Source organism: Streptomyces pluripotens, from assembly GCF_000802245.2.
In the GTDB taxonomy this organism is placed as follows: domain Bacteria; phylum Actinomycetota; class Actinomycetes; order Streptomycetales; family Streptomycetaceae; genus Streptomyces; species Streptomyces pluripotens.
The window spans coordinates 5803648-5826533 of sequence record NZ_CP021080.1 but is presented as its reverse complement, the minus strand read 5'-3'; the positions used below and the strand labels follow the sequence as shown (position 1 = coordinate 5826533).

Annotated in this window: 12 protein-coding genes; 8 read left to right on the top strand and 4 right to left on the bottom strand. The window is 71.4% G+C overall.

Translation table 11 applies throughout. The features are described from left to right. Nucleotides 1–40: 40 nt before the first annotated feature. The 4 genes from LK06_RS25955 to LK06_RS25940 are packed head-to-tail and all read right to left on the bottom strand — an operon-like array spanning nucleotide 41 to nucleotide 8374. Nucleotides 41–1291: a TIGR02679 family protein gene (locus LK06_RS25955; protein ID WP_043406639.1), complete on the bottom strand. Its 1251-nt coding sequence runs from the start codon at nucleotides 1289–1291 to the stop codon at nucleotides 41–43. After that, on the bottom strand, nucleotides 1288–5445 hold the full coding sequence (locus LK06_RS25950) for a TIGR02680 family protein (protein ID WP_043406642.1): 4158 nt from the start codon (nucleotides 5443–5445) through the stop codon (nucleotides 1288–1290). The genes LK06_RS25955 and LK06_RS25950 overlap by 4 nt, the downstream gene beginning before the upstream one ends. Further along, complete coding sequence (locus tag LK06_RS25945; protein ID WP_039656754.1) at nucleotides 5442–6824, bottom strand: TIGR02678 family protein; 1383 nt, start codon at nucleotides 6822–6824, stop codon at nucleotides 5442–5444. Before LK06_RS25945 ends, LK06_RS25950 begins: the two co-directional genes overlap by 4 nt. Continuing rightward, a complete protein-coding gene (locus LK06_RS25940) occupies nucleotides 6821–8374 on the bottom strand; it encodes a TIGR02677 family protein (protein ID WP_039656756.1) in 1554 nt (517 codons plus the stop codon). Before LK06_RS25940 ends, LK06_RS25945 begins: the two co-directional genes overlap by 4 nt. A gap of 1404 nt (nucleotides 8375–9778) precedes the next feature. Here LK06_RS25940 and LK06_RS25930 point away from each other — a divergent pair. The 8 genes from LK06_RS25930 (at nucleotide 9779) to LK06_RS25895 (ending at nucleotide 22886) form a co-directional block, all read left to right on the top strand. Then, on the top strand, nucleotides 9779–11257 hold the full coding sequence (locus tag LK06_RS25930; protein ID WP_089516735.1) for a sugar transferase: 1479 nt from the start codon (nucleotides 9779–9781) through the stop codon (nucleotides 11255–11257). Nucleotides 11258–11330: 73 nt separating this feature from the next. Next, on the top strand, nucleotides 11331–12656 hold the full coding sequence (locus tag LK06_RS25925; RefSeq protein ID WP_043432535.1) for a nucleotide sugar dehydrogenase: 1326 nt from the start codon (nucleotides 11331–11333) through the stop codon (nucleotides 12654–12656). After that, the gene (locus tag LK06_RS25920) at nucleotides 12646–13911 is read left to right on the top strand and encodes a glycosyltransferase family 4 protein (RefSeq protein ID WP_039656760.1); all 1266 of its coding nucleotides are present in this window, start codon (nucleotides 12646–12648) and stop codon (nucleotides 13909–13911) included. The genes LK06_RS25925 and LK06_RS25920 overlap by 11 nt, the downstream gene beginning before the upstream one ends. Next, nucleotides 13908–15275 carry a Wzz/FepE/Etk N-terminal domain-containing protein gene (locus LK06_RS25915; protein ID WP_043406647.1) on the top strand — a complete coding sequence of 456 codons (1368 nt, stop codon included), beginning with the start codon at nucleotides 13908–13910 and terminating at the stop codon, nucleotides 15273–15275. Before LK06_RS25920 ends, LK06_RS25915 begins: the two co-directional genes overlap by 4 nt. Beyond that, nucleotides 15272–16792, top strand: a complete 1521-nt coding sequence (locus LK06_RS25910; RefSeq protein ID WP_039656762.1) for a Wzz/FepE/Etk N-terminal domain-containing protein — start codon at nucleotides 15272–15274, stop codon at nucleotides 16790–16792. The genes LK06_RS25915 and LK06_RS25910 overlap by 4 nt, the downstream gene beginning before the upstream one ends. 3 nt (nucleotides 16793–16795) lie before the next feature. Further along, nucleotides 16796–18730: an asparagine synthase (glutamine-hydrolyzing) gene (gene asnB, locus LK06_RS25905; RefSeq protein ID WP_039656763.1), complete on the top strand. Its 1935-nt coding sequence runs from the start codon at nucleotides 16796–16798 to the stop codon at nucleotides 18728–18730. A gap of 17 nt (nucleotides 18731–18747) precedes the next feature. Continuing rightward, nucleotides 18748–20940: a bi-domain-containing oxidoreductase gene (locus LK06_RS25900; RefSeq protein WP_039656764.1), complete on the top strand. Its 2193-nt coding sequence runs from the start codon at nucleotides 18748–18750 to the stop codon at nucleotides 20938–20940. Beyond that, nucleotides 20937–22886, top strand: a complete 1950-nt coding sequence (locus LK06_RS25895; RefSeq protein ID WP_039656765.1) for a heparinase II/III family protein — start codon at nucleotides 20937–20939, stop codon at nucleotides 22884–22886. The genes LK06_RS25900 and LK06_RS25895 overlap by 4 nt, the downstream gene beginning before the upstream one ends.

The window sequence follows — 22886 nt, the reverse complement described above, 5'->3', positions numbered from 1 at the left end:
AACCAGATGCCCGTACCGCCGGCCGGCCAGAACCACGGCCCTACCGCATGGTGTCAGCCAGGTCGGCCAGGAGGATGTCGGCCACCAACTCCTCGACCACGGCGATGCCGTGGTCCGTCATGGCGCGCGTCAGTTCGAGATCCCAGGGCGCGTCGGTGAGACGGCCGGGCCCTGGGCCATGCGGTGCCCGCGCGACTGCGGCCCGGTAGTCCGCCGCCGTCATGCGCCAGGGCCGGGCCTGCGTCTTGTCCAGCAGGTACGCAGCGATGCGAATGCCTTCACCATCGAAGTCGCCGTGGTAGCGGAGAGTGGCCCCCCGGTCCGCGAGGAGGCGCAGGAGGCGGATGGACGCGCTGTTGGGCCAACCGGACGTGCACACGAGCGGTGGACAGTCCCGGCCGAAACGGCGTAGGGCGAGAGCCAGGATGCTGGGGTTCTCCACGGCGTGTACGACGGGTGCGGGCTCGGTGGCGAGGACGAACTCACCCGGGGCCCGCACCTGGGCGAGGGTCAGGCTGGCGGCCTGTCCGGCCTGGGCGCAGACGCGGGCCACTCGGGCGAGCGTGCCGTCGCCGGCTGGGTGCAGGCCACCGACGACAACGGTGGCGGACAGGTCGTCGTCGGCGACACCCGCGCGCGTCCACAGGGCCCGCCGGTCCGCCGCGGACTGCGGCGGGGCGGTGTCGTAGAGGGTCGCCAGAGCGCGCAGGACGAGGGTGGACAGAGCTGTGCCGTCGTCGAGTGCGTGGGCATGACCGTTGAGTACGCGGGCGGCGAAGACGGGCAGGGGTTCGGCCTGGGCGGGCAGCTCCGCGAGCACCGTGAGCGCGTCGGTGAGCTGGGCCCGGGTGCGGTCCGGTGAACCGCCGACCAGGCCGACGGCCCGACAGGAGGAGGCCCATGCGGCGAGCGCGGGCTGAGCCCGCACGGTGTCGTGGCCGGCCAGCCAGGCCCACACCCCTGCGCGTTCCCTTTCTTGACGGCGTCGTTCGCCCGCACGGTCGCCGAGGGGACCGACGAGCTCGGTGACGGTTTCGCGGACCGTACGGCCGGTCAGTTCGGTGACGGCTTCTTCCAGTTGGGCCAGGGGGAAGGACGGGCGTGGGGCCGGCAGCCGGTCCAGGCCGAGGAGGTCGGCGAGGGCCTCGCGCTCGGCCTCGTCCAGCGGTCCGAGGCGGATCCGGGTAACGGGGCGGCCGGAGGAGAGACGGTCGTGGACCGTGTGCCAGAGCGGGCGGAGTTCGGGGCGGCGCAGGGTGTGTTCGCCCAGGTCCGTTTCCGCGTGGGTCATCCCGCCTCCAGCCCGGTGCCGTTCCAGACGAAGCGGGCGCTGGTGACCGCGTCGTCGTCCCCGTCGGTGAGAAGCTGGTGGACGGCGATGCCAGGCAGCTCGCCGTAGGTGCACCACTCGTGGTCCGAGGTGACCATGAGGTCCAGATCCAGGGCGGTGAGCAGGGCGAAGACCTGTCCGCGGTTGACGGTGTCGACGCCGACGAAGACCTCGTCCAGCAGGATGGGGCGGGGCGCCAGGGGCACGGCCTCGTAGTGGGCTGCGACGGCTGCGAACAAGGGAAGGTGCAGCGCGATGGCCTTCTCTCCGCCGGAGAGCGCGCCGTGCAGCTTCTTGGTCAGCGGCTGCCAGCCGGTCCCGCCCGCACGATCGAGGCGGACGGTGAAGCGGTGCCAGGCGGTGTAGTCGAGCACTTCGCCGAGTTGTTCCTCCCAGCTCGCGGCCGTGTCGTTGCCCTTGGCCTCATCGATCCGGGCGCGGAAGAACGCGTGCAGGGCCTCCCGGTCGGTCTCGGTGACCCGGCCGGGATCCTTGAGCAGCAGCTGGCGGGCGGTGCGGGTGCTGTCCGGAAGGTCCGGGCGCACGTCCCAGACGAGTCGGACGGTGACGTGGGAGGCGGTACGGACCCGCTCCAAGTGACCGTTCATGCGGTCGACGAGTTCGCCGGCCTGGCGGATGCGGGCCGCGAGGTGGCGGCGGATGTCGCCGGTGAGGATCTGGTCGAAGAGGCGCCGCTCGGCGGTGGTGATGTCCTCGCGGCTGCGGTCGCGTTCCTGGGTGAGCGCGGTGAGCAGGCCCGTCGCCCCCACCCGTACGCCGTCCAGGGTGGCGGTGAAGACCTGGATGTCGTCATCGGGCTCCAGGTCCAGGTCGGCGCGGGCGCCGAGGTGCCGGCGGGCCTCGTGGACCGCTTCCGAGAGGCGGGTCGCGGCGTCCCCCAGGTTGCGTGGCGCGTGCGGGATGCCGGGCCACTTCGCCGCGGTGGCGCGAGCCGCCTCCAGGGTGGCCTTGGTGCCGTCCCCCACATCGGCTTCCGGTGCGATGCCAGCGTCCTCGGCCAGTCCGACCAGGCACAGGTGCCGGAACCGGTGCCCCGCACCGTCCCGGGTCGCGACGGCCTGCTCCCGTCGTTCGGCGTCCTGACCACTAGTGGCCCGCAGTCCTCCGATGCGGCCTTCCAGGCGCAGCAGGAGTCCGGCTGCCCGGTCGGCCTCCTCACGGCAGCGCCGCAGTCCGGCGCGCGCCTCAGCCACGCGTGCGACGACCTGCCGGTAGTCCTCGCCGACGGTGGCCTCCACCGCTTGCAGGCGCGCTTGCAGGCCCGCCGCCTCCACTGCTGCGGCGGCCGCGTTCTCGGTCTGTTCCTCGGCGGTGCGGCGCGAACGGTCCGCCTGTGCGGCCGTCTGCCGGGCCCGGTCGGCAGCGGCGTTCGCGGTGAGGCGGGCGTCCACCCAAGTGTCGGCGGTGTCCCGGAACCTGTCGATGCCGAGGGAGATTTCACGCACCAGGTCACGGTCGGTGGGCAGTGCGTGTTCCGCGGCCCGCCGGCTGAGCGTGCGCAGCGCACCCCCCACTTCGCTCTCGCGGGACGCCAGTTGCCCGGCGGCGTCGCGCACGGCGTCGTCCCGAGCGGCCACCTGGTCCTCGGCGCGCTCCCGGTCGCGCCGACGGGCGTCGAGTTCCCGGTGGTCGGGGCGGGCATCGCGGTCGGCGTCCAGCCGGGTCCGGCGAGCGACGAGACCGCGCAGTTGGTCGTCGAGCGCGGCGAGGGAGGCGTTCGTCTCGCGGATGCGCTCGGTGAGTTCACCGATCCTGCGCCGGCGGTTCCGCTGTCGCGCGGGGACGCCGATGTGCGCCGGTTCCGGTTTGTTCCAGGTGCCGGTGGCGAGTGCGAGACGCCAGGCGCCGTCGGCGGAGACGGCCGCCGGGTGACCGCCGGGCAGTGTGCTGCCGTACGCGATACCGGCGAGGATGCGGGTCACCGTGTCGGCCGGGACGGGGATGTGTTCCTCGGGCCGCAGCACCTCCAGCAGACTGGGCCCCGGGGCGGCTGTGGCCAGGGCCGCCTCGGCGCGGGTGTCGTGGCCCGGCAGCGTGATCCCGTCGTAGGGGCTGACCCAGGCGTCCAGGAGTCCGGAGGCCTCCAGAGCCGCCTCCACCGCGGCCTGAACGGGAAGCGGGACGCCTTCGCGGAAGGCGACCAGTCGCCACAGCGGTGCTCCCGCCGTCGCCGTGCGGGCGGTGGTGCGGGTGAGCGGGGGTGGAGGCGGGAGGTCGGTCTCGCTGCTGAGCCTTCGTACGTCCTCCCCGAGTCGAGTGCGCTCGTCCCGCAGGCTCTCGCGTGTGGCCCGCACGGTGGCCTCGGCCGTGGAGATCTCTTGCTCCAGCGGGCGCGCGGCGGCTTCGACCAGGGCCATCACCTCGGCCTCGGTCGCGGCTGCGGCCACCAGGTCGCCCGGATCGGTCAGGCGCAGTTCCGCACAGCCCTCGGCCCACGTGATGAGCCGCTCTGCCTGTGCGGCCAGGGCGTCGTCCCAGGCGCCGGACGTCTCGTCCCGCCGGGCGATCGCCTCCGCAAGGCGGGTACGGGCCTCGTCCAGCAGGTCCTCGGCGGCACCCCGGTCGCGTACGGCACGAGCGTGCTGGTCGATCGCCTCGGTGACCAGGGAGAGCTGCTGCCGTCGGGCGGTGACCGCGCCGCGCAGCAGTCTACGGGCCTGTGGGGCCCCGTCCTCGCCCGTGGTGCGTGTGGCGCTGGGGCCCTCCGGACGGCGCCCGCCCGCCTCACCCCCCGGGCCGTCGGGGACGGCCACCACAAGGTCCGTGTCCAGAACGGCCCGGACCTCGTGGTGGATGGACTCCATCCCCGCTGCCCGGGCCGACCGGTGTGCTTCCCCGGCGGCTTCGCGCGCGTGCTCGTCGAGGATGCGGGCTCGCCTCGCGGCCTGCTCGGCATGGCCCTGGTCCTCCTCCGCGCCGGTCTGAGCGGCCTCGGCGGTGGCCCGCTGCCGCCCGGCGACGGCTGCGGCGTCGTCCGTGCGACGCCGGAGCCGGTCGAGTTCCTCCCCCTGCTTGTACGCGTCGCTCTCCCGCAGGCCCTCGACGGTCGCCTCCAGGGCGTGCGCGCGCGACTCCTGTTCCTGGCGGCTGGCCCGGGCCGACTCGCGTTGCGCCAGTGCCTGTTCCAGCTCCTTGGCGCTCTGCCGGGCGACCCGCGTGAGGTTGTCCATCTCGGTGGTTGCCGAGATGAGCGCGGCGGCACCGGCGCGCAGGACGCGTCGCGCGTAGGCGGACTGCCGGGATGCGACGGTCCCGGCCGCCGTCACCTCGTCGTCGAGCCGCCTGAGGTGCTCACGCTGGTGGTCCAGCCGCTCGAAGCCCTCCGCGAGTTCGGCGATCTCGGCCTCGCCCAACGGGGGCAGGGCGCGGGACAGCAGAGTGGAGAGCAAGGACGGGTCGAGACGTTCGGAGAGTTTGGGCTGGCGCAGCTGAAGCAGGGCGGACAGCAGCGACTCGTAGCGCTGCTCCCCCATGCCGGCGAAGAGTTCACGTCGTACGGCCGTGCGGTAGTCGGTGGCCGAGGGGTGCACGTCGCCGCAGTCGCGGAGGGCGTCGGCGAGGGCGGCTCGGGTCAGCGGCTGTCCCGCTTCATTGACGAGGAGCACTCCGCCGGGGCGGGAGATCCTGGAGCCAGTGGTGAAGTAGTCGGCGTGCACCCCGGTGGTGTGTACGCTCGCCTGCAGGCGCACCCCGCAGCCGAACCACCGCTCGGTGCCGTCGTCGCCGGCGCGGTGGAACTCCATCCACACGTACCCGACGCGGGTCTTGCCGGTGGCGCCTTCGCCCAACAGGTTCCAGTGCATGGTGCGTTCCGAACCGCCGAAGGTGGAGAGGCGGTTGGGGCGCAGGCTGGCGTCGAAGAGGAAGGGCAGCAGGAGTTCGAGGGCCTTGGACTTGCCCGATCCGTTCTGGCCGCGCAGCAGCAGCCGGCCCTGGTGGAAGGTGAAGGTCTCGTCGTAGTAGCGCCAGACGTTGAGGATGCCGGCGCGGTGCGGCTGCCAGCGGCTGCGGACGGCGCCCGCAGCCGCCGTCGGTGTCCCGGCCGACTCGGTGGGCTCGGGCCGCCGCGGGAGGGGGAGGTCCGTCACGCTCACTGCTGCTCTCCTTCTGCTGTGACGCCTCCGGTTGCCGTGGCGCCTGCCGTAGTGCGGCGAGGCGCCTTCCGTTCCGGTCTGCGCTGGTCTTCGGCACCGGACTGGCTTTCCGGACCGAACTGGTCTGGCGAGCCGGCGCTCGTCGTCTCCGTCAGGCGGTAGCGGTGGGCGGCCGGGCACACGACGACTCGGTCCCCGACTCCGCGGGCGAGGCCCGCGTCGCACAGGACGCGTACGGCGTCGTCGGACAGCCGGGCCGCACCGTCCTCGGACTGGTACGCCTTGGCCCAGCGCGGGAATCGGCGCAGCAGTTCCGCTCCGGCTTCGGTGAGTTGTTCGGAGAGCATTCCGGCCGGAGCGGCGCGAAGCGGCTCCAGGAGAAGCAGGGCGGCGACCCGTGCGGTGGACGTGTCGTCCGGGAAGCGGACGTCGGTCGCGATCCCGTCCGGATCCACGAGCAGGAATCCCTCGGCTCGTTCCTCCAGGAGGAAGCCGGCCTGCTCGACCGAGCGGCGCAGGATCTGCCGTCCGCTCAGGGAGGTGACGTACGCCAGCTCGTCCTCGGCGAGGTCCGCCCGGTAGAGCACGGGGTCGTCGAAGAGGCGACGCAGCACCGAGTGGCGCAGCCTCAAATTGCGTTGTGCGTCCGTGGCAGCGGTGTCGCCGTCCGTCTCGTCCGCCGTCCCGTCGGTGGCCGCGCCGCCGTAGCGGCGCTCCCGCACGAGACCGGTGAGGAGTTCCTCGAACCGCACGGGCACCTCGGCCGGGGGTACCGTGAGCCGGGAGGCACCGACGGGCGCGGCGGGCAGCCGCATCAGCAGCGTGGATTCCACGCGGTAGAGGACCTTCGCGTCCGCGGAGGCGACGTACGCCTCGGTCGTCCCGTCCACTGAGCGCAGCACGTCGTACGACTCCAGCAGTTTCAGGACGTCGACGAACGCCCTCCGCTCCGGCTGGTGGACCGGGTCGAACGCGACCAGCGCCCGGTCGGCCGACGTGGCCTGAACGACGCGATCGGCGAGCATGCCGATGGTCGTCATCGGCAGCGACAGCAACTCGGCCGCGGTCACGCACAGCAGCACGTAGCGCCGGCGGTCGAACGGGGCCCGGCCGGAACGCGTGCGGCGGGCCGGCCGGGAGCCGTCCGGGTCCGCGCGGACCTTGGTGAGACGGGCGTAACCGCGACGGGGCTCCACCACCAGGTTCCAGCCGCACGTGTAGTCGAACCAGCGGGCCAGCGGCTCGCGCCGGCGCCGCACCAGTTCGAAGCCGGCCGGGTCGGCGGCCGCGGTCAGTAGCGGGCGGGCCAGCAGGAGACGGATGGCACGCGCGACCTCTTCCCTTTCCGCAGCCGCGAGTTGGTTGGCCAGGGTGCTCATCCGGCCGCCTCCTGCTGCGCGGTGTGGCGGGCCGGGAACGCGGCTGTTCCGCCCGCCGCCGTGATGTGGACGAGGTAGTCCGGTCCGGCCAGTGAGCCCTTCGCGGTGCGCAGTACGGCGGTGCGTTCGTCGGGCGGCGGCGACAGGGCGATCTCCACCCTGCCGTCCCCTGTCGTCGCGCGCCGCAGCCCACCCGCGTCCGGTCGGGCGGACAGGGCCCGGCCGAGCAGGTCGAGCAGCCGGTCGAACACGGCGGGGTCCAGCACGCCGAAGGAGGACAGGCGCACGGGACCATCGCCCTCCAGCACCTGCCAGGCACGGGCGAGTTCCGCGCGCTCGGCGCGGGCTCGTGCGGCGCGCTCCGCCCTGACCGCCGTGACGTCCCGCACCCTGGCCGTGCGGGTGAAGCGCTCCGTCCGTCCGCTGGTTCGCAGCAGTGCGGACACCGCCACGGGCGGGGCTTCGGACCAGGAACGGGACGACGGGATCAGCTCCGGGTCAGAGTGGGCGAGGTGGGCGTGGCGCGCCGGGCCGAGGCCGAAGGCCGCCGACCACAACCGGTGCAGGTCCGCCTCCTCGGGGGCCGCCGAGAACCAGCGTGCCAGCTCTCTGAAGTCCTGCACCGCGCTGGAGGAGCGGCGCCGTGACTCGTTGATCCGCTCCAAGACCTGCAGGAGCGAGACGATGGCCCGCCGGGCGATGTCATGCAGGTGCTCGATCCGGGGCCGCGCCCCGTCGTCCGGTAGGAACCACGCCCGCAGTCCCGCCCAACGCGCTCGTCTGCTCTCCAGCCAGCCGGCCGCAGGATCCTCGCCGGCCACCGGCGGGAGCTCGGCCCCGCGCAGGGCTCGCTCCCGCAGCACGGCGACCCCCCGCTCCTCCACCCGGTCCACGGCGGCGGCGACCGCCTGCCCACGCCGGTCGAGGTTGACCAGGAACTCCTGCAGATACGCCACGGTGGCGGACTTGACCTCGCGGAACACCTCCATGTCCGCGCCCTCTGCGCGCACGAGACGCTGCAGTTCTCCGTTGAACGCCTTGGTGTTCTCCACCAGGGCGTCCAGATGCCCCTCCAGCTCCCGCAGCGTGCTGAAGATCCGCCGGTCGGCCGGGGCGGGCTCGCCCGACAGCAGGCACAGCTCGTCCAGCCGGTCCGCGATCGCTTCCAGCACCGCCGTCTGCAGCGCCCCCGTCGAGGCGAGCACCTCAAGCGCCTGCCGCACCCCGGCGAGCGCGGCCTCACCCCGGCGGGTCAGCGAGTACTGCAGGTTGCGCCGCTCGTACTCCTCGGCCGTGCGGTAGTTCTCGGCGTGGTTGTGCACCACGTCCAGCAGTTCCCACTGCACCAGCTTCCTGAGCGTCTCCTGCAGGTCCTCGTCCTCGACGGCCGCCGCCCAGCCCACTCCGCGCAGCCGCTCGCGGACCGCGTCGAGTCCCAGCGCCGTCTCCAAGTGCTCGCCCGCCGCACCGAAGGCGTCCAGCACCGCCCCGTACAGATCGGACCTCTCCACCGTCGTGAACCGGAACATCTCCGGTGGAACCCTGCGCACGTCCGTCCGACTCCTCCCCCACCGCCTCGGCGGTCCATGGGTCTCCACCGTAGACGGCGGCGCCGGTCTCCAGGGCCGCGTCCTGGAGACCAGGGTGGTCCTCGCACGGGCATGACTGGGCTTCCCCTGGGGCGGCCGGTGAGTCGGTGAACCGGCAGGCCGGTGAACACCGGATCGCCCGGTGGGTTGCTCTGCTGGCGCAACTCCTCCCACGCCCAGTCAGTGCAGGGCGGAAACCTTCTTTTCGGCTCATCGAGCTGTGCGCGGGCGCCCAGAGCGTCGAACGAACGTCATGGCCGATGGCCGGAACCGAGGCCTGTTTCCTCGCCGAGCGGGGAGCGCCCCACGACCAGATCAACGTGTTCGCAGCCTCCCACCGCTGGTTCGGTGCCGAGCTCGATGGGTTCGGTGTCCCTGTGACCCTCCCACCACCTGGGAGATCAAAACAGCTCAGGGGATTTTCCTGGCGGGCTCGGGAATCACCACATGCGCAACATGTGAGGTCTTCGGGAACGTGCACAACTGATCCCTGCGGGATAAACCCGAGAGCAGGTACTGCTTTCAGACTTTCCCGCCGGGCTCTACGAGTCGTTGAACACACAATGAGCGTCACGTTTCGATAAGACCGGCCCCCACATTTCGAGCACCGACTGTTCTCGTCCGCGCCCCCTCCATCAGCGCCTGGCCGGCATCACGGTCTGCACCGGATCTTGAGGCGGTTGCGCTCACCCTCGAACACGTCACCGAACACGCCACCGAACACCGAAAGGATCAAGTCATGCACCTCACCGCCCGGGGCGATCTCGCCGCCTGTCCCGAGCGCCCACAGCGACACACCGCAGTGCAGGAACAGCGGGAGGCCGCCGCCGAACCGGGCGCCACATGAGGCCTGTCGCAGCTCGCCGACCAGCAAAGGAGCCGCACACGCGGCCGGGCGGACCCTCGGAGCGCGCGATGGCGTCACGGCACCCGCTAGGCGGCCACCCCTCGGGCGATCAAGGCTCAAAGTGTCAGCACGAATTACACACATCCCCTCTACATAATGGCCCCGATGGTCTAGATTGACCGTGCTTCAGCTGTTCGGACGTGAGGCGATCAATAAATGATCTACGAGTTCGACGCCAGGGAAAGCACGCAGTCGTGCCCCCGGCGCCGGACGTGGGGGTGATCAATTCTTGGAGCCCTGAAGAGGGCCTTGGGTGCGGGGAGCACCCGAGGTTTCGAACGGGTTCCACGCACCTCGAATCGAGGATCTGGCGGGACAAGCGAGTCCGCTGCCGCCAGGGGGGATTGTCCAGGTAGCTCTGAAACGGTCGGGGTGTCATGCGCAAGCCAGGCATGCCTCCCGGGCGGAGAAACAGTGTTGGGTGACCACATCGAACTACTGGGGATCTGGGGGGTTCTGTGAGGCAAGGAGGATTAACCAGCCCGTTTCCGTCGGCGCGCGAGCGTCTGGCGAACGGGGCGATCAGCCAGTCCGTCAACGACTGGGAGCAGCGGTACCGACGTACTGTGATCGCCAGCGACACCGTGGCCACCGCCTTCGTGGTGACGGCGATCGGCAACTTCTTCGGGGCCCGGGACGCGGCCAACTGGCACGAGAAGTGGGGAATCCTCGCATTCGGCACCGAGTTGCTGGTGCTGGGGACACTTGCGGTGAACCGGTCGTGGGCTCCGGCCGTACTCGGCCAGGGCGCCGAGGAGTTCCGCCGACTCGGACGATCGCTGCTCACCGCGACCGTCATACTGGCGCTCGGCGGGATCGCCCTCACCTCGCGCAACATCAAGCTCTGGATCTTCGTCGCCATTCCCGCGATCGCGCTCACCACCATGACCGCGCGGTATCTGCTGCGCCTCTGGCTGCACAAACAGCGGAAGGAAGGACGGTGCCTGAGACCGGTGCTCGCTGCCGGGAGCAGCACCACCGTGCGCGACCTGATCACCCGGACCCGCAAGTTCCCGCACCTCGGCTGGCGGGTGGACGCGGTGTGCGCGACGGACGGACTCGGGCTCGACGGAGACCACCTGGACGGAGTGCCGGTCGTCGGCCGACTGGCGGACGTCGCGCACCACGTCCACCGCGATGGCTACCGTGTGGTCGCGGTCACACCGGACCCGCACTGGTCACCGGACCGGCTGCAGCGGCTGGCCTGGAACCTCGAAGGCAGCGACGCCGAAATGGTCGTGGCCCCCGTGCTGATGGAGGTAGCCGGCCCGCGGCTGCACATCGACGCGGTGCTCGGGATCCCGCTGCTGCGGGTCAGCATGCCGACCTTCACCGGGGGCCGCCGGGCGGTCAAAGGGGTCGTCGACCGGATGGGCGCAGCACTCCTGCTGGTGCTGTTCGCGCCGCTGATGGTGTTCGTCGGGCTGCTCGTGATGGTGGACAGCCGGGGTGGGGCGTTCTACCGCCAGCGCAGGGTCGGCAAGGACGGCCGCGAGTTCACCATCCTCAAGTTCCGCACCATGGTCGCCGGGGCCGACGGGGCACGTGCCGAGTTGGCCAACCGCAACGAGGGCGCCGGCCCGCTCTTCAAGCTCCGCCGGGATCCGCGGGTGACCCGGGTGGGAACAGTGCTGCGCCGGTACTCGATCGACGAGCTCCCGCAGCTGTTCAACGTGCTCACCGGATCGATGTCACTCGTCGGTCCGCGGCCTCCGCTGCCGGAGGAGTCCGCTGCGTACGGCCCGGACATCCGGCGACGGCTGCTGGTCAAGCCCGGACTCACCGGCCTGTGGCAGATCAGTGGACGCAGCGACCTGCCATGGGAAGAGGCGGTCCGGCTGGACCTGCGGTACGTGGAGGACTGGTCGCTCGCCCTGGACACCGTGATCTTGTGGAAGACGCTACGTGCGGTGCTCTACGGGCAGGGGGCCTACTGATGCGCGGGGAGCATCGTCCGGCCAGCGCACACAAAGCAGGCCGGGAGGGCCTGCCTGGGGGGAGGAACGGATCATGAGGGTCAGCGTTTTCGGACTCGGCTACGTGGGCTGCGTGTCGGCCGCGTGTCTGGCCGACCTGGGTCACGAAGTCATCGGAGTGGACGTCAACCAGGTCAAGGTCGACCTGGTCAACGAGGGCAAGGCCCCCGTGGTCGAGGAGCGCATCGGCGAGCTCATGGCCGAGGTCGTGCGGACCGGAGCGTTGCGCGCCACCAGCGACGTCCGCGAGGCGATCGCGGGCAGCGACGTGTCGCTGGTCTGCGTGGGCACGCCGTCGGAGGCCAACGGCAGCCTGTGTACCACGTACTTGGAGCGGGTCACCGAGCAGATCGGGGCCGCGTTGGCAGATGGCCATGGGCGCAGCGGGCGGCACACCGTTGTGTTCCGCAGCACCATGCTCCCGGGCACCTGCCTGAACCTGCTGGTACCGATCCTGGAGAAGTCCGTAGGCGGCACGGCCGGGGTGGACATCGGGGTAGCGGTCAACCCGGAGTTCCTCCGCGAGGGCACGAGCGTGCGGGACTTCTTCGACCCGCCCAAAACCGTCATCGGCGAGCTCGACCCGGCAAGCGGCGATGCGGTGATGGCGTTGTACGACGGCTTACCCGGTGAGGTGTTCCGGGTGCCGGTCCCGACCGCCGAGGCGATCAAATATGCGGACAACGCCTTCCACGGCCTCAAGATCGGGTTCGCGAACGAGCTGGGCGCGGTGTGCCGGGCGCTCGGGGTGGACTCGCACCAGGTGATGGACGTGTTCCTGGCCGACCGCAAGCTGAACATCAGCCCCGCCTACCTGCGGCCCGGCTTCGCCTTCGGTGGCTCCTGCCTGCCCAAGGACCTGCGCAGCCTGGTCCACGCGGCACAGCGGGCCGACGTCTCGGTGCCCATCCTCGCCCATGTGCTGCCCTCCAACTCCGACCATCTGCAGCGCGCGGTGGAACTGGTCGAGCGCACCGGCAAGCGCCGGGTGGGCCTGTTCGGGTTGTCCTTCAAACCCGGCACCGACGACCTCCGCGAGAGCCCGCTCGTCGAGTTGGCGGAACGGCTGTTCGGCAAGGGGTACGACCTGAAGATCTATGACGCCAACGTGAGCCTCGCCCGGCTGCTCGGCGCGAACCGCGAGTACATCGAGACCCGGCTGCCGCACCTCACGCAGCTGCTCGCGGATTCCGTCGACGAGGTGCTCAAGCACGCCGAGGTGTGCCTGGTCGGAACCAGGGAACCGGCCGTGCTGTCGGCGCTGCCCCATGGCGACGGCCCGATGATCATCGACCTCATCCGCCTACCCGACGCCGAAACGCGCCAGACAGAACCGGGGTACATGGGCCTTGCTTGGTAACGCAACCAGTGTCGACCGATCGGACCGGCGTGCGCTGATCCTGGTGGAGAACCTCTCGGTCCCGTTCGATCGGCGCGTGTGGCAGGAATGCACGACGCTGCGCGACGCGGGCTGGAAGGTGCACGTCATCTGTCCCCGGGGCACCAAGCGGGACACGGAGCCGGAGGCGGAGATCGACGGGGTGCGGATCCTCCGCTACCCGTTACGCGCGGCGACCGGAGGGCCCGCCGGCTACCTGCGGGAGTACGGATCGGCGCTGTGGCACACGGTCCGGCTTGCCCGCAAGGTCGGCCCGGTCGACGTGGTCCACGCCTGCAACCCACCCGACCTGCTGTTCCTGCCGGCACTGTGGCTGAAACGACGCGGAGCACGGTTCGTCTTCGACCAGCACGACCTGGTACCCGAGCTGTACCTCTCCCGGTTCGACCGCGGCCGAGATCTGCTCTACCGCGCCGTGTGCGCGCTGGAACGGCGGACCTACCGGGCCGCGGACGTCGTGCTCGCCACGAACGAGAGCTACCGGGACGTCGCGGTACGCCGTGGAGGTCGACGGCCGGCGGACGTGTTCGTGGTGCGCAGCGCACCCGACGTCGACCGGTTCCACCCCGTACCGCCCGAGCCCGAGCTGAAGCGCGGCAAGCCTCATCTGCTGTGCTACCTCGGCGTCATGGGCCCGCAGGACGGCGTCGACTACGCCTTGCGAGCCCTCGCGAAGCTGCGCGACGAGCTGGGGCGGACCGACTGGCATGCGGTGTTCATCGGCGCCGGCGACACCTTCGACGCGATGGTGGAGCTGTCCCGGCGACTCGGGCTCTCGGAGCAGGTGCAGTTCACCGGGCGGATTCCGGACGCCGACCTGGTGCGCTACCTGTCCACCGCGGACGTGTGCCTCTCCCCCGACCCGCGCAATCCGCTCAACGACGTGTCGACCATGAACAAGGTCCTGGAGTACATGGTGATGGGCCGGCCGATCGTCTCGTTCGACCTCCGGGAGGCGCGGGTCTCCGCCGGTGACGCCGCCGTCTACGCACCCGCCAACGACGAGGCCGAGTTCGCCGAGCTCATCGCGCTGCTACTGGACGATCCGGAGCAGCGGGCCCGGATGGGCAAGATCGGCCAGGAGCGGATCGGCGGGCCGCTCTCCTGGCGGAACTCCCAGCGATCGCTGCTCGCGGCCTACGCCGCTGCCTGCCGTGACCGCGCTCCGGTGTCGGCGGACACGCCGTCCGGGGCGGAGAAGAGGCCGCACCATTGAGCGATGACACGATACGCCTCGTCACGATCGGGCGGATTATCCGTCGGCGCTGGCGGCTTCTCACCCTCCTCACCGTGATGGGTGCACTCGTCGGCTACGGCACCTCGATGCTGTTTCCGCCGCGCTACACGACGTCGGCGTCGGTCCTGCTGCCAGGGGCGTGGCAGGAACGCGAGCTACTGACCCAGACGGAGGTCGCGACCAGTTCGGCGGTGCTCGACCGCGCGGCTGCCTCGCTCGGCTGGGCCGGGGTCAGCGGCAGGGAGTTGCGGGACCGGGTGAGCGCCACGGCCGCCGACGGGAACATCATCAAGATCTCCGGCACGGCCGACACCCCGGAGCGCGCACAGCAACTCTCCGACCAAGTGGTCCAGCAGTTCGTCACATTCGCCACGCACGTCGTGGACGACGGCACCGACTCCGAAGCGGCGACGCAGCCCGAGACACTCCGGAAGATGGTGGTGCAGACCAGCCGTCGCATCACCGACCTGGCCAATGCCGCCGATCCGGGGCGGACCGTGGAGAGCGTGCAGACCCGCACCGAGCTCGCGAAGCTGCGCACCGCGCTGCAGGAGGCCATCAACAAGCTGGACCAGGCCGACCCGACTGCGGGCAAGGCCAACATGGTCGTCATGGGGCCGGCGGCCCGGCCGGCCAGCGAGGCACCACCGACGAAGATGCAGCTCATCGTCGGCGGGGCGCTACTGTTCTTCCTGCTCGCGGTCATCGGCCATCTCACCACCGCTCGGATGAGTCGCCGACTGCGATCCGGGCCGGAAATCGCCGCGGCGCTGGGCTCGACGCTGCTGGGTACCGTCGACGTACCTGGCGAACGGCCCGCACACCGGCCGGAAGACGGTGGCCCGCGGGCCCGGATCCGCCGGCTGCTGGGCATCGACGTCCGGTGGGACACACCCAGCCCGCAGGCGTCCGGCGACGAGGCCAGCAGGAAGATCCGCTACCGGCGGGTGTGCACCCGCCTCCGGGACCAGCTGCCGGCCTCCCCGCAGCTGCTGGTTCTCGTCCCGGACAACGACGAGGTCGCCCGCCGGGCCGCTGAGCAGCTCGTCGCCGAGGCTGAGAGCGATCTACTGCTGCGCGTGGTGGGGGTCTCGGTGTCCCACCCCATGGTGCCGGACCGCGACAACGAGTCCGGTGCCCTGGTCGTGCTCAGCGCAGGAAGCTGGACCGCCGGGGAGCTCGCCGGCATCGCCGTGGCGTGTGCGGATGCCCAGCACGAGGTCGTCGGCATCGTCCTTGCCGGAACGGTCCAGGCCCGTCCGACGTCGTCCGCCGGTCGTCCACGGGATGCCGCAGCGGCGGCGCTCGCGGTGGGCGACGACGCCACGGGAGGCTCAGGTTGACGACGAGTACGACTTCGGAGCCGTCGGCCGCCGCTCCGCTGCTGGACCTGCAGGTGCTGGTGGCGGCTGTGCGCAGACGGCGCCGCCTCTGGTGCTCCATGGCCCTGCTGGGACTGCTCGTCGGCACGGCGCTGGCGGTCCTGCTGCCGCCGTCGCCTACCGCGGTGACCAAGGTGCTGGTCGCACATCAGGCGGACCAACCGAACGACCCCGGAACGCTGATCCGCACCGACGTCGCACTGCTGCACACCACGCGGATCGCCGGCAAGGCCCTGCAGTCCCTCGACTCCCCGGAGAAACCGGAGGACTTCATGCAGGAGTACTCGGGCATCGGCTTGACCAACAACCTCCTGCAGATCAATGCGACAGGTGACAGCGACACGCAAGCGGTGGCCCGTGCCAAGGCGCTGGCCGAGGCGTTCGTCGCGGACCACGTGAGGCGGATACAGGAAGCCGCGAACGCCCAGGCCAAGAGCCTGCTCGAACAGCGTGACCGAATGCGGGACGAGCTCGCCCAGGTCAACAAGTCGATCGGTGACGCATCGGCGCAGAGCGAGCCGCAGGCGTCGGCGAACATGGAGTCGCTCTTCGCCCGCCGGGCCGAGCTGACGTCGCGGATCAGCGATTTCAGCCAGCGCGCCGCGGAGGCACGCGTCGGCGCACCCCAACTCATCGCCGGCACACAGATCGTGGACGCCCCGCACGCGGTGCAGCACTCCCTGCCCAAGACCGCTGCCACGAACGCCGCCATCGGGCTCGTCCTCGGGCTCGTCCTCGGGCTCGCGGTGGCGGCGGTCGGTGCGGTGGTGGCGGACCGCCCCGTGCTGCGCCGGGAGATCGCGGCGAACCTCGGCGCCTCGGTCATCGCGGAACTGCCCCGCCAATCGCCCCGGTTGTGGCAGCGCCGACGGGTTCAGGCGGCACGAACGAGGCTCACCGCGTCCCTGGCCCACACCGTGCGCGACTCCGCGGAACCAGTGTCGCTGCTGGAACTGGGCTGTGCCCGCAGCGCGAGTGCGATAGCGCTGGACCTCGCCCGGGCACTGGCCGTGGACGGACCAGCGGTCATCATCGATGGTCTGCCCGGCCAGCAGCTCGCCAACCACCGCCCGAAGCCAGGAGACCCGACCGTGGTCGACAGCGAGCGTGCCGCAACCGTGTCGCCTCAGGGGTACCGGCTCGGCGTCGGCTCGGTGGCGCCCGGCACGGCGTGGACCGACCTGCAGCACCTCGGCACCCAGACCGTGCTCGTCGTGCGTGCCGGGCACGGCAGCGCCGCATGGCTGCACACCGTGGCGCGACAGCTCGCGGACCAGCGCATTCCGGTGATCGGTGTGGTGCTGATCGACCCGGATCCGCGTGACCGGACCGACGGCACGCTGTGGGACGGGCTGCACACCGCGCTGCGCAGCCGGAACGCTCTGCTGGCCCGACAGAACGGGACGGGTCTGCGGAGGATGGAACGGCTGCCGATGCGGGCGGCACGGATCCCGGACAGCGACCAGGAGGCGCGGTAGGACATGTGCGGCATCTCAGGCACGTACCGGTGGCCGGACGGGAAGGCCGTGACCGACCGGCTCACCGACACCCTCGCCCACCGGGGGCCGGACGGGGCGGGTCGGTACAGCCACCCCGTCGGTGACGGCGAGGTGCACCTCGGGCACCGCCGGCTGGCCATCATCGACCTGTCCGACACCGGCGCCCAGCCGATGGTCTCGGACGGCCTCGTCCTGACGTACAACGGCGAGCTGTACAACGCGCCCCAGCTGCGCGCCGAGCTGGCAGCCGCTGGGGTGCGCTTCCGCGGTACCTCCGACACCGAGGTGCTGCTGGAGGCCTGGCGGCGCTGGGGCACCGACTGCCTGCCCCGGCTGCGCGGCATGTTCGCCTTCGGGATCTTCGACGAGCGAACCGGTGACCTGGTACTCGCCCGCGACCAGCTCGGCATCAAGCCGCTGTTCCTGCTCCGGCGCGACGGGGGTCTGGTGTTCGCCTCCGAGCTCAAGGCGCTCGCCGCCGCGGCCGGCGGGTCGTTGCAGGTGGACGATGCGGCGCTGGTGGCCTCCCTGCTGTACTACTGGGTGCCGGACTCACGGTGCGCGTTCCGCGAAGCGGAGAAGTTGCCGCCGGGGAGCTGGCTCCGGTGCCGGCCTGACGGCCGGGTGGAGCGCGGCCGGTACTGGAACCTGAGGGACGTCGCCGCCGAGGGCCAGGAGCGGGCCCGGGCCGGCGAGGAGCCGGACCTCGCCGCCATCGTCGAGGAGTCGACCCGGCGCCACCTGCTCTCCGACGTACCCGTGGCGACCTTCCTCTCGGGCGGGCTGGACTCCAGTTACCTGACCGCGCTGGCGGCCCGCGACCAACCCGGGATATCCGCGTACACGATCGGGTTCCGTGCCGAGGACGCCAGGTTCGAGGCGATGCCGGACGACCTGCGCCATGCCCGGCGGGTGGCCGAGCAGTTCGGCGTCGACCTGCACGAGATCGAGATCGCTCCGAACGTGCTCGACCTCCTGCCGCAGATGACGTACCACCTGGACGAGCCGATCGGCGACCCCGCCGCGATCAACACGTTCCTGATCTGCTCGGCCGCCCGGGAGGCCGGGGTCAAAGTGATGCTCTCGGGGATGGGCGCCGACGAACTGTTCGCCGGCTACCGCAAACACCTGGCCAATCTGATCGCACTGCGCTACCAGCGCATCCCGCGGCCCCTGCGGCGCGGCCTGTCCCGGGCCGTGGACCTGCTGCCGGTCGCCACGGCCCGCCGGGGGTACCGGTCGGTGCGGTTCGCGAAGCGGTTCCTCTCCTTCGCCGATCTGCCGGAGGAGACCGCGTTCCGGCGCAGCTACACCATGTACGACCAGGACGAGTTGCTCGCCCTGATCGATCCGGACCTGGCCGGGACCGTCGAGGACGTGCTGGCCGAGCATGCGGACATCTACCAGGACAACGACCTCGACGACTTCGTCAACCGCATGTGCCTGGGCGACGCCCGGATGTTCCTGCCGGGCCTGAACCTCACGTACACGGACCGGTCGAGCATGGCCGCGTCGACCGAGGTGCGGGTGCCGTACGTGGACGTCGAGGTGGTCAAGGCGGCGTTCGCCGTGCCCGGTGATCACAAGATCGTCGGACGGCAGGGCAAGGCCGTCCTGAAGGAGGCGGCCTGCTCGATCCTTCCCCGGGAGATCGTGTACCGGCCCAAGGGCCTGTTCAGCGCCCCGCTGCGCGCCTGGATGAGCCGGGATCTCGCACCACTGGTGCGCGAGGTGGTACACGACGGCGTGCTCGTCCGATCCGGGTTCCTGCGCCGCGACGCGCTGGCGCGCATGGTCGCCGAGGACGCAGCCGGACAGCGGGACTTCTCCAAACATCTGTGGCACGTGCTGACCCTCGAGTACTGGTATCGCGGGGCGACCTCCGGGGCCGGCCAGAACTCGACCGTGACGGCGTAGAGACAAGAGGACTTCGGGTGAAACAGGTCGTTCAGAACTACAAGAGTGGCGAGCTGGCGCTGCTTGACGTGCCGGAGCCGGGGTGCAAGCCGGGCGGTGTGCTGGTCCGGAGCGCCTACTCGCTGATCTCCACCGGAACCGAGCTCATGAAGGTGTCCGAGGCCGGCATGTCGATGCTGGGCAAGGCGCGCTCCCGGCCGGACCAGGTGGCCAAGGTGGTGCAGAGCGTGGCCACCAACGGGGTGCCCGCCACCTACCGCAAGGTGATGGGCAAGCTGGACTCCTACACTCCGTTGGGCTACTCGCTGTGCGGGGTGGTCGAGCAGGTCGGCACCGGGATCGACGATGTGAAGGTCGGCGACCTCGTGGCCTGCGCCGGCAACGAGCACGCGCTGCACGCCGAGTTGAACTGGGTGCCGAAGAACCTCTACGCCCGGGTGCCGGACGGTCTCGCACCGCGGCACGCGGCCTTCGGCACCGTCGGGTCGATCGCGTTGCAAGGCGTCCGCCGCGGCGAGTCGCAGCTCGGGGACGTGGCGCTGGTCATCGGCCTGGGGCTGATCGGGCAGTTGGTGGTGCAGCTGCTGGCGGCCTCGGGGGTCCGTGTCGTCGGGGCTGACCCCGACCCGGTGCGTTGCGAACTCGCCGAGCGCCTGGGCGCGGCGGCCTGCGGCGACCCCGGGGCCGCGGCTGTGGAAACCGCCGTCGCCGAACTCACCGGCGGTCACGGCGTGGACCAGGTGTACCTGGCCGCCGGCGGCGGCAGCAACCAGCCCGTCGAGCTGGCCGCCAAGTTGAGCCGGGACCGCGGTCGGGTCGTCGACATCGGCAAGTGCCGCCTGGACCTGCCGTGGAACGCGTACTACGAGAAGGAACTCGACGTCCGGTTCTCCCGCAGTTACGGCCCCGGGCGCTACGACCCGGAGTACGAGCTCGCGGGGCGGGACTACCCGATCGGCTACGTGCGCTGGACCGAGCGCCGCAACCTGGCGTGTTTCCTCGACCTCGCCGCCCGCGGTCGCCTTGACGTGGAGCCTCTGGTCTCCCACATGGCCGACTTCGACGACGCCGTCGAGACGTACCGGAACCTGAAGGACGGCGGTCTGAAGGCCGTGGCGGTGTTGTTCCGGTACCCCGAACCCGCGGGAGAAACGGCGGCTGCCGCCCCTGCGGTGGCCGTGCCCGCGGTGCCACGCGGCGCTGGGGCGTCCGCCCCCGCCCGGTCCGCCAAGGCACCGGTGCGGCTGGCGTTCGTCGGCGCGGGGAACTATGCGACGTCGATGCTGCTGCCGCACCTGACACAGCGCGACGGCGTCGAGTTGTCCACCGTCGTCACCACGACGGCGCTGTCCGCGGCCAACGCGAAACGGAAGTTCGGATTCGCGAAGGCGACCACCGATCTCGACGCCGTGCTGGGCGACCGGTCCGTCGACGCGGTGTTCGTGGTCACCCGCCACAGCTCGCACGCCGAGCTGACCCGAAAGGCGCTGTTGGCCGGCAAGGCGGTGTTCGTGGAGAAGCCGCTGGCGCTCACCGAGGACGAACTGGCCGACGTGCTCGCGGCGGTGGAGGAGTCTGGCAACGACCGGCTGCAGGTCGGCTTCAACCGCCGGTTCGCGCCGCTGCTGCAGGAGGCCAAGAAGCGGTTCGGCGCCCGGACCGGGCCGGCGAGCCTGCGCTACCTGGTCAACGCGGGCCGGCTGGAGCACGGCAGCTGGTACCTCCAGCAGGGCACCGAGGGCTCGCGGTTCGCCGGCGAGGGCGGGCACTTCATCGACACGGCGAGCTGGCTGCTCGGTGCCGACCCGATCTCGGTGTACGCGATCACCACGCCCGGCAACGAGGACCTCCAGGTCGTACTGCGCTACCCGGACGGGTCCACCGCCACCATCAGCTACGTCACCACCGGCCCGGCCGGCTTCCCCAAGGAGACGCTGGACCTGGTCGCGGACGGCCGCGCACTGCGGCTCGACGACTTCGTCCGTGCGACGGTGTACGACGGCCGCCGCAAGCAATGGGTCAGTTCCCGGCTGCCCAAGGCCCGGGACAAGGGCCAGTCCGCCGAGCTGGCCTCGTTCGTCAAGGCCGTGCGGACCGGCGGGCCGATGCCGGTGGCACTGGAATCGCTGGCCACCACCACGGCGGCCACCCTCGCCGTGCGGACCAGCTTGGTCGACGGTGCGCCGGTGACGTTGGCGAGGGCGCGATGACCATGAGCGCGGGCTGGTACCTGCGGCGACTGTCCCGGATGGGACCGCGGGAGGTCGGCGGCCGGGTGAGCGACGCGGTGCGCAGGCAACGGTGGCGATCGGCCCGGCCGGACTGCCCGAGCGTGACCGACGCCCGGTTCACCGCGGTCCTGCCCGCAGCGGCGATCGCCACCGTGCCACCGGATGCCGCCAAACGTCTCGTCGCCACGGCGGACCGGCTGATGGCCGGGCACGCCGAGTTCTTCGGGGTGGACCGCGACGACCTGGCCGACCCGGACTGGTGGTACGACCCGAAGACCGGGCGCCGGGCCCCGTGGGGCTACGCCTTCGACGTGCCGTACCGGAACGAGGACGTGGTCGGGGACATCAAGCAGATCTGGGAGCTGTCCCGACATCAGTACCTCACCGTGCTCGCCGCCGCCTACGCGATCACGGGGGACGAGCGCTACGCCGAGCGCGTGGCCGAGCACCTGCGGTCGTGGTGGACGGCCAACGCGCCGCTGCGCGGAGTGCACTGGACCAGCGGTATCGAGCTGGGGATCCGGCTGCTGTCCTGGGTGTGGATCCGCCGGCTGCTCGACGGCTGGCCGGGCGTGGCCGGACTGTTCGAGGACAACCCGGCGGCGCTCCGCCAGATCTGGCACCACCAGCGCTGGCTGGCCGCCTTCCCCAGCCGAGGGTCTTCGGCGAACAACCACGTCATCGCCGAGGCCGCCGGGCAGTTCGCCGCAGCCTGCGCGTTCGGGTGGTTCCCCTCCTCGACGCGTTGGCGAGCCGACGCGCTGCGGTCACTGGAGCGGCATCTGCGCAGCAACACCTTCGCCTCCGGCCTCAACCGCGAGCTGGCCACCGAGTATCACGGACTCGTGCTGGAGCTCGGCCTCGCCGCGGTGGCCGAGGCGGATGCCGCCGGGGTGCCGGTCCCCGCGTCGATCCGGCTGGTGCTGCTGCGGATGACCGACGCGCTCGCGGCCATCGTGGACAGCCGGCTACGGCCGCCACGCCAGGGGGACGCGGACGACGGGCACGGTCTGGTCGTGGACGGCGCGGGCACCGACCGCTGGGCCTCACTGCTGACCACCGGGGACGCCGTGTTCGGTCGGCTCGCCTGGTGGCCGGAGGTAACCAGCACCGACGTGCGCACCCCGTTGCTGGCCGCGCTCATCCGGCCCACTGCGCCGGCCGTGTCCCGCCCGACGAACCGACCGGCCCATTTCGCCGACGCGGGCATGACCATCTTGCGTGGCCCGGCGGACATCTGGTGCCGCTGCGACGGTGGTCCGCACGGATTCCTGTCCATCGCCGCGCACGCACACGCGGACGCTCTGTCCGTGGAGGTCCGGCACGACGGGGTCGACGTACTCGCCGACCCGGGGACGTTCTGCTACCACGGCCAGCCCCCATGGCGGCAGTACTTCCGATCGACCCTCGGCCACAACACCCTGCAGGTGGAGGGCAGTGACCAGTCAGTCTCCGGCGGCCCGTTCCTGTGGACCCGGCATGCCCGCAGCCGCGTCCTGGTCGCGGACACCTCCGCCCCCGATGGGGGGACGGCCCGCTGGTGCGCCGAGCACGACGGCTACCAGCGCACCGTGCACCGCCGCCGGGTGGAGTTGGCGGCCGCGAGCCAGGAGCTGAGGGTGGTTGACGAGGTGCGCGGCCCGCGCCGGGCCGTGCGCCTGGCGTTCCACCTCGGCCCGGCGATCGCCGCGGACCTGGCGGGGAACCGGGCCGTGCTCACCTGGACCCGGGATGGCGAGGACCGCTCCGCGGCGCTCGACCTGCCCGGGCAGCTCACCTGGCGGGCGCATCGCGGAGAAAGTGACCCGCCGCTGGGCTGGTACTCCGCCGGCTTCGGGCGCAAGGAACCCGCCACAACGCTGGTCGGCACCGGCTTCGCCGACGGCGCGGACGGGTTCACCACCGTACTCAGGTTCCGCGGCTAG

Bases quoted from the DNA above. Each gene is read 5' to 3' on its own strand.
- LK06_RS25955 (WP_043406639.1), bottom strand. From the start codon at position 1,291: ATGACCCACGCGGAAACGGACCTGGGCGAACACACCCTGCGCCGCCCC.
- LK06_RS25945 (WP_039656754.1), bottom strand. From the start codon at position 6,824: ATGAGCACCCTGGCCAACCAACTCGCGGCTGCGGAAAGGGAAGAGGTC.
- LK06_RS25925 (WP_043432535.1), top strand. From the start codon at position 11,331: ATGAGGGTCAGCGTTTTCGGACTCGGCTACGTGGGCTGCGTGTCGGCC.
- asnB (WP_039656763.1), top strand. From the start codon at position 16,796: ATGTGCGGCATCTCAGGCACGTACCGGTGGCCGGACGGGAAGGCCGTG.
- LK06_RS25895 (WP_039656765.1), top strand. From the start codon at position 20,937: ATGACCATGAGCGCGGGCTGGTACCTGCGGCGACTGTCCCGGATGGGA.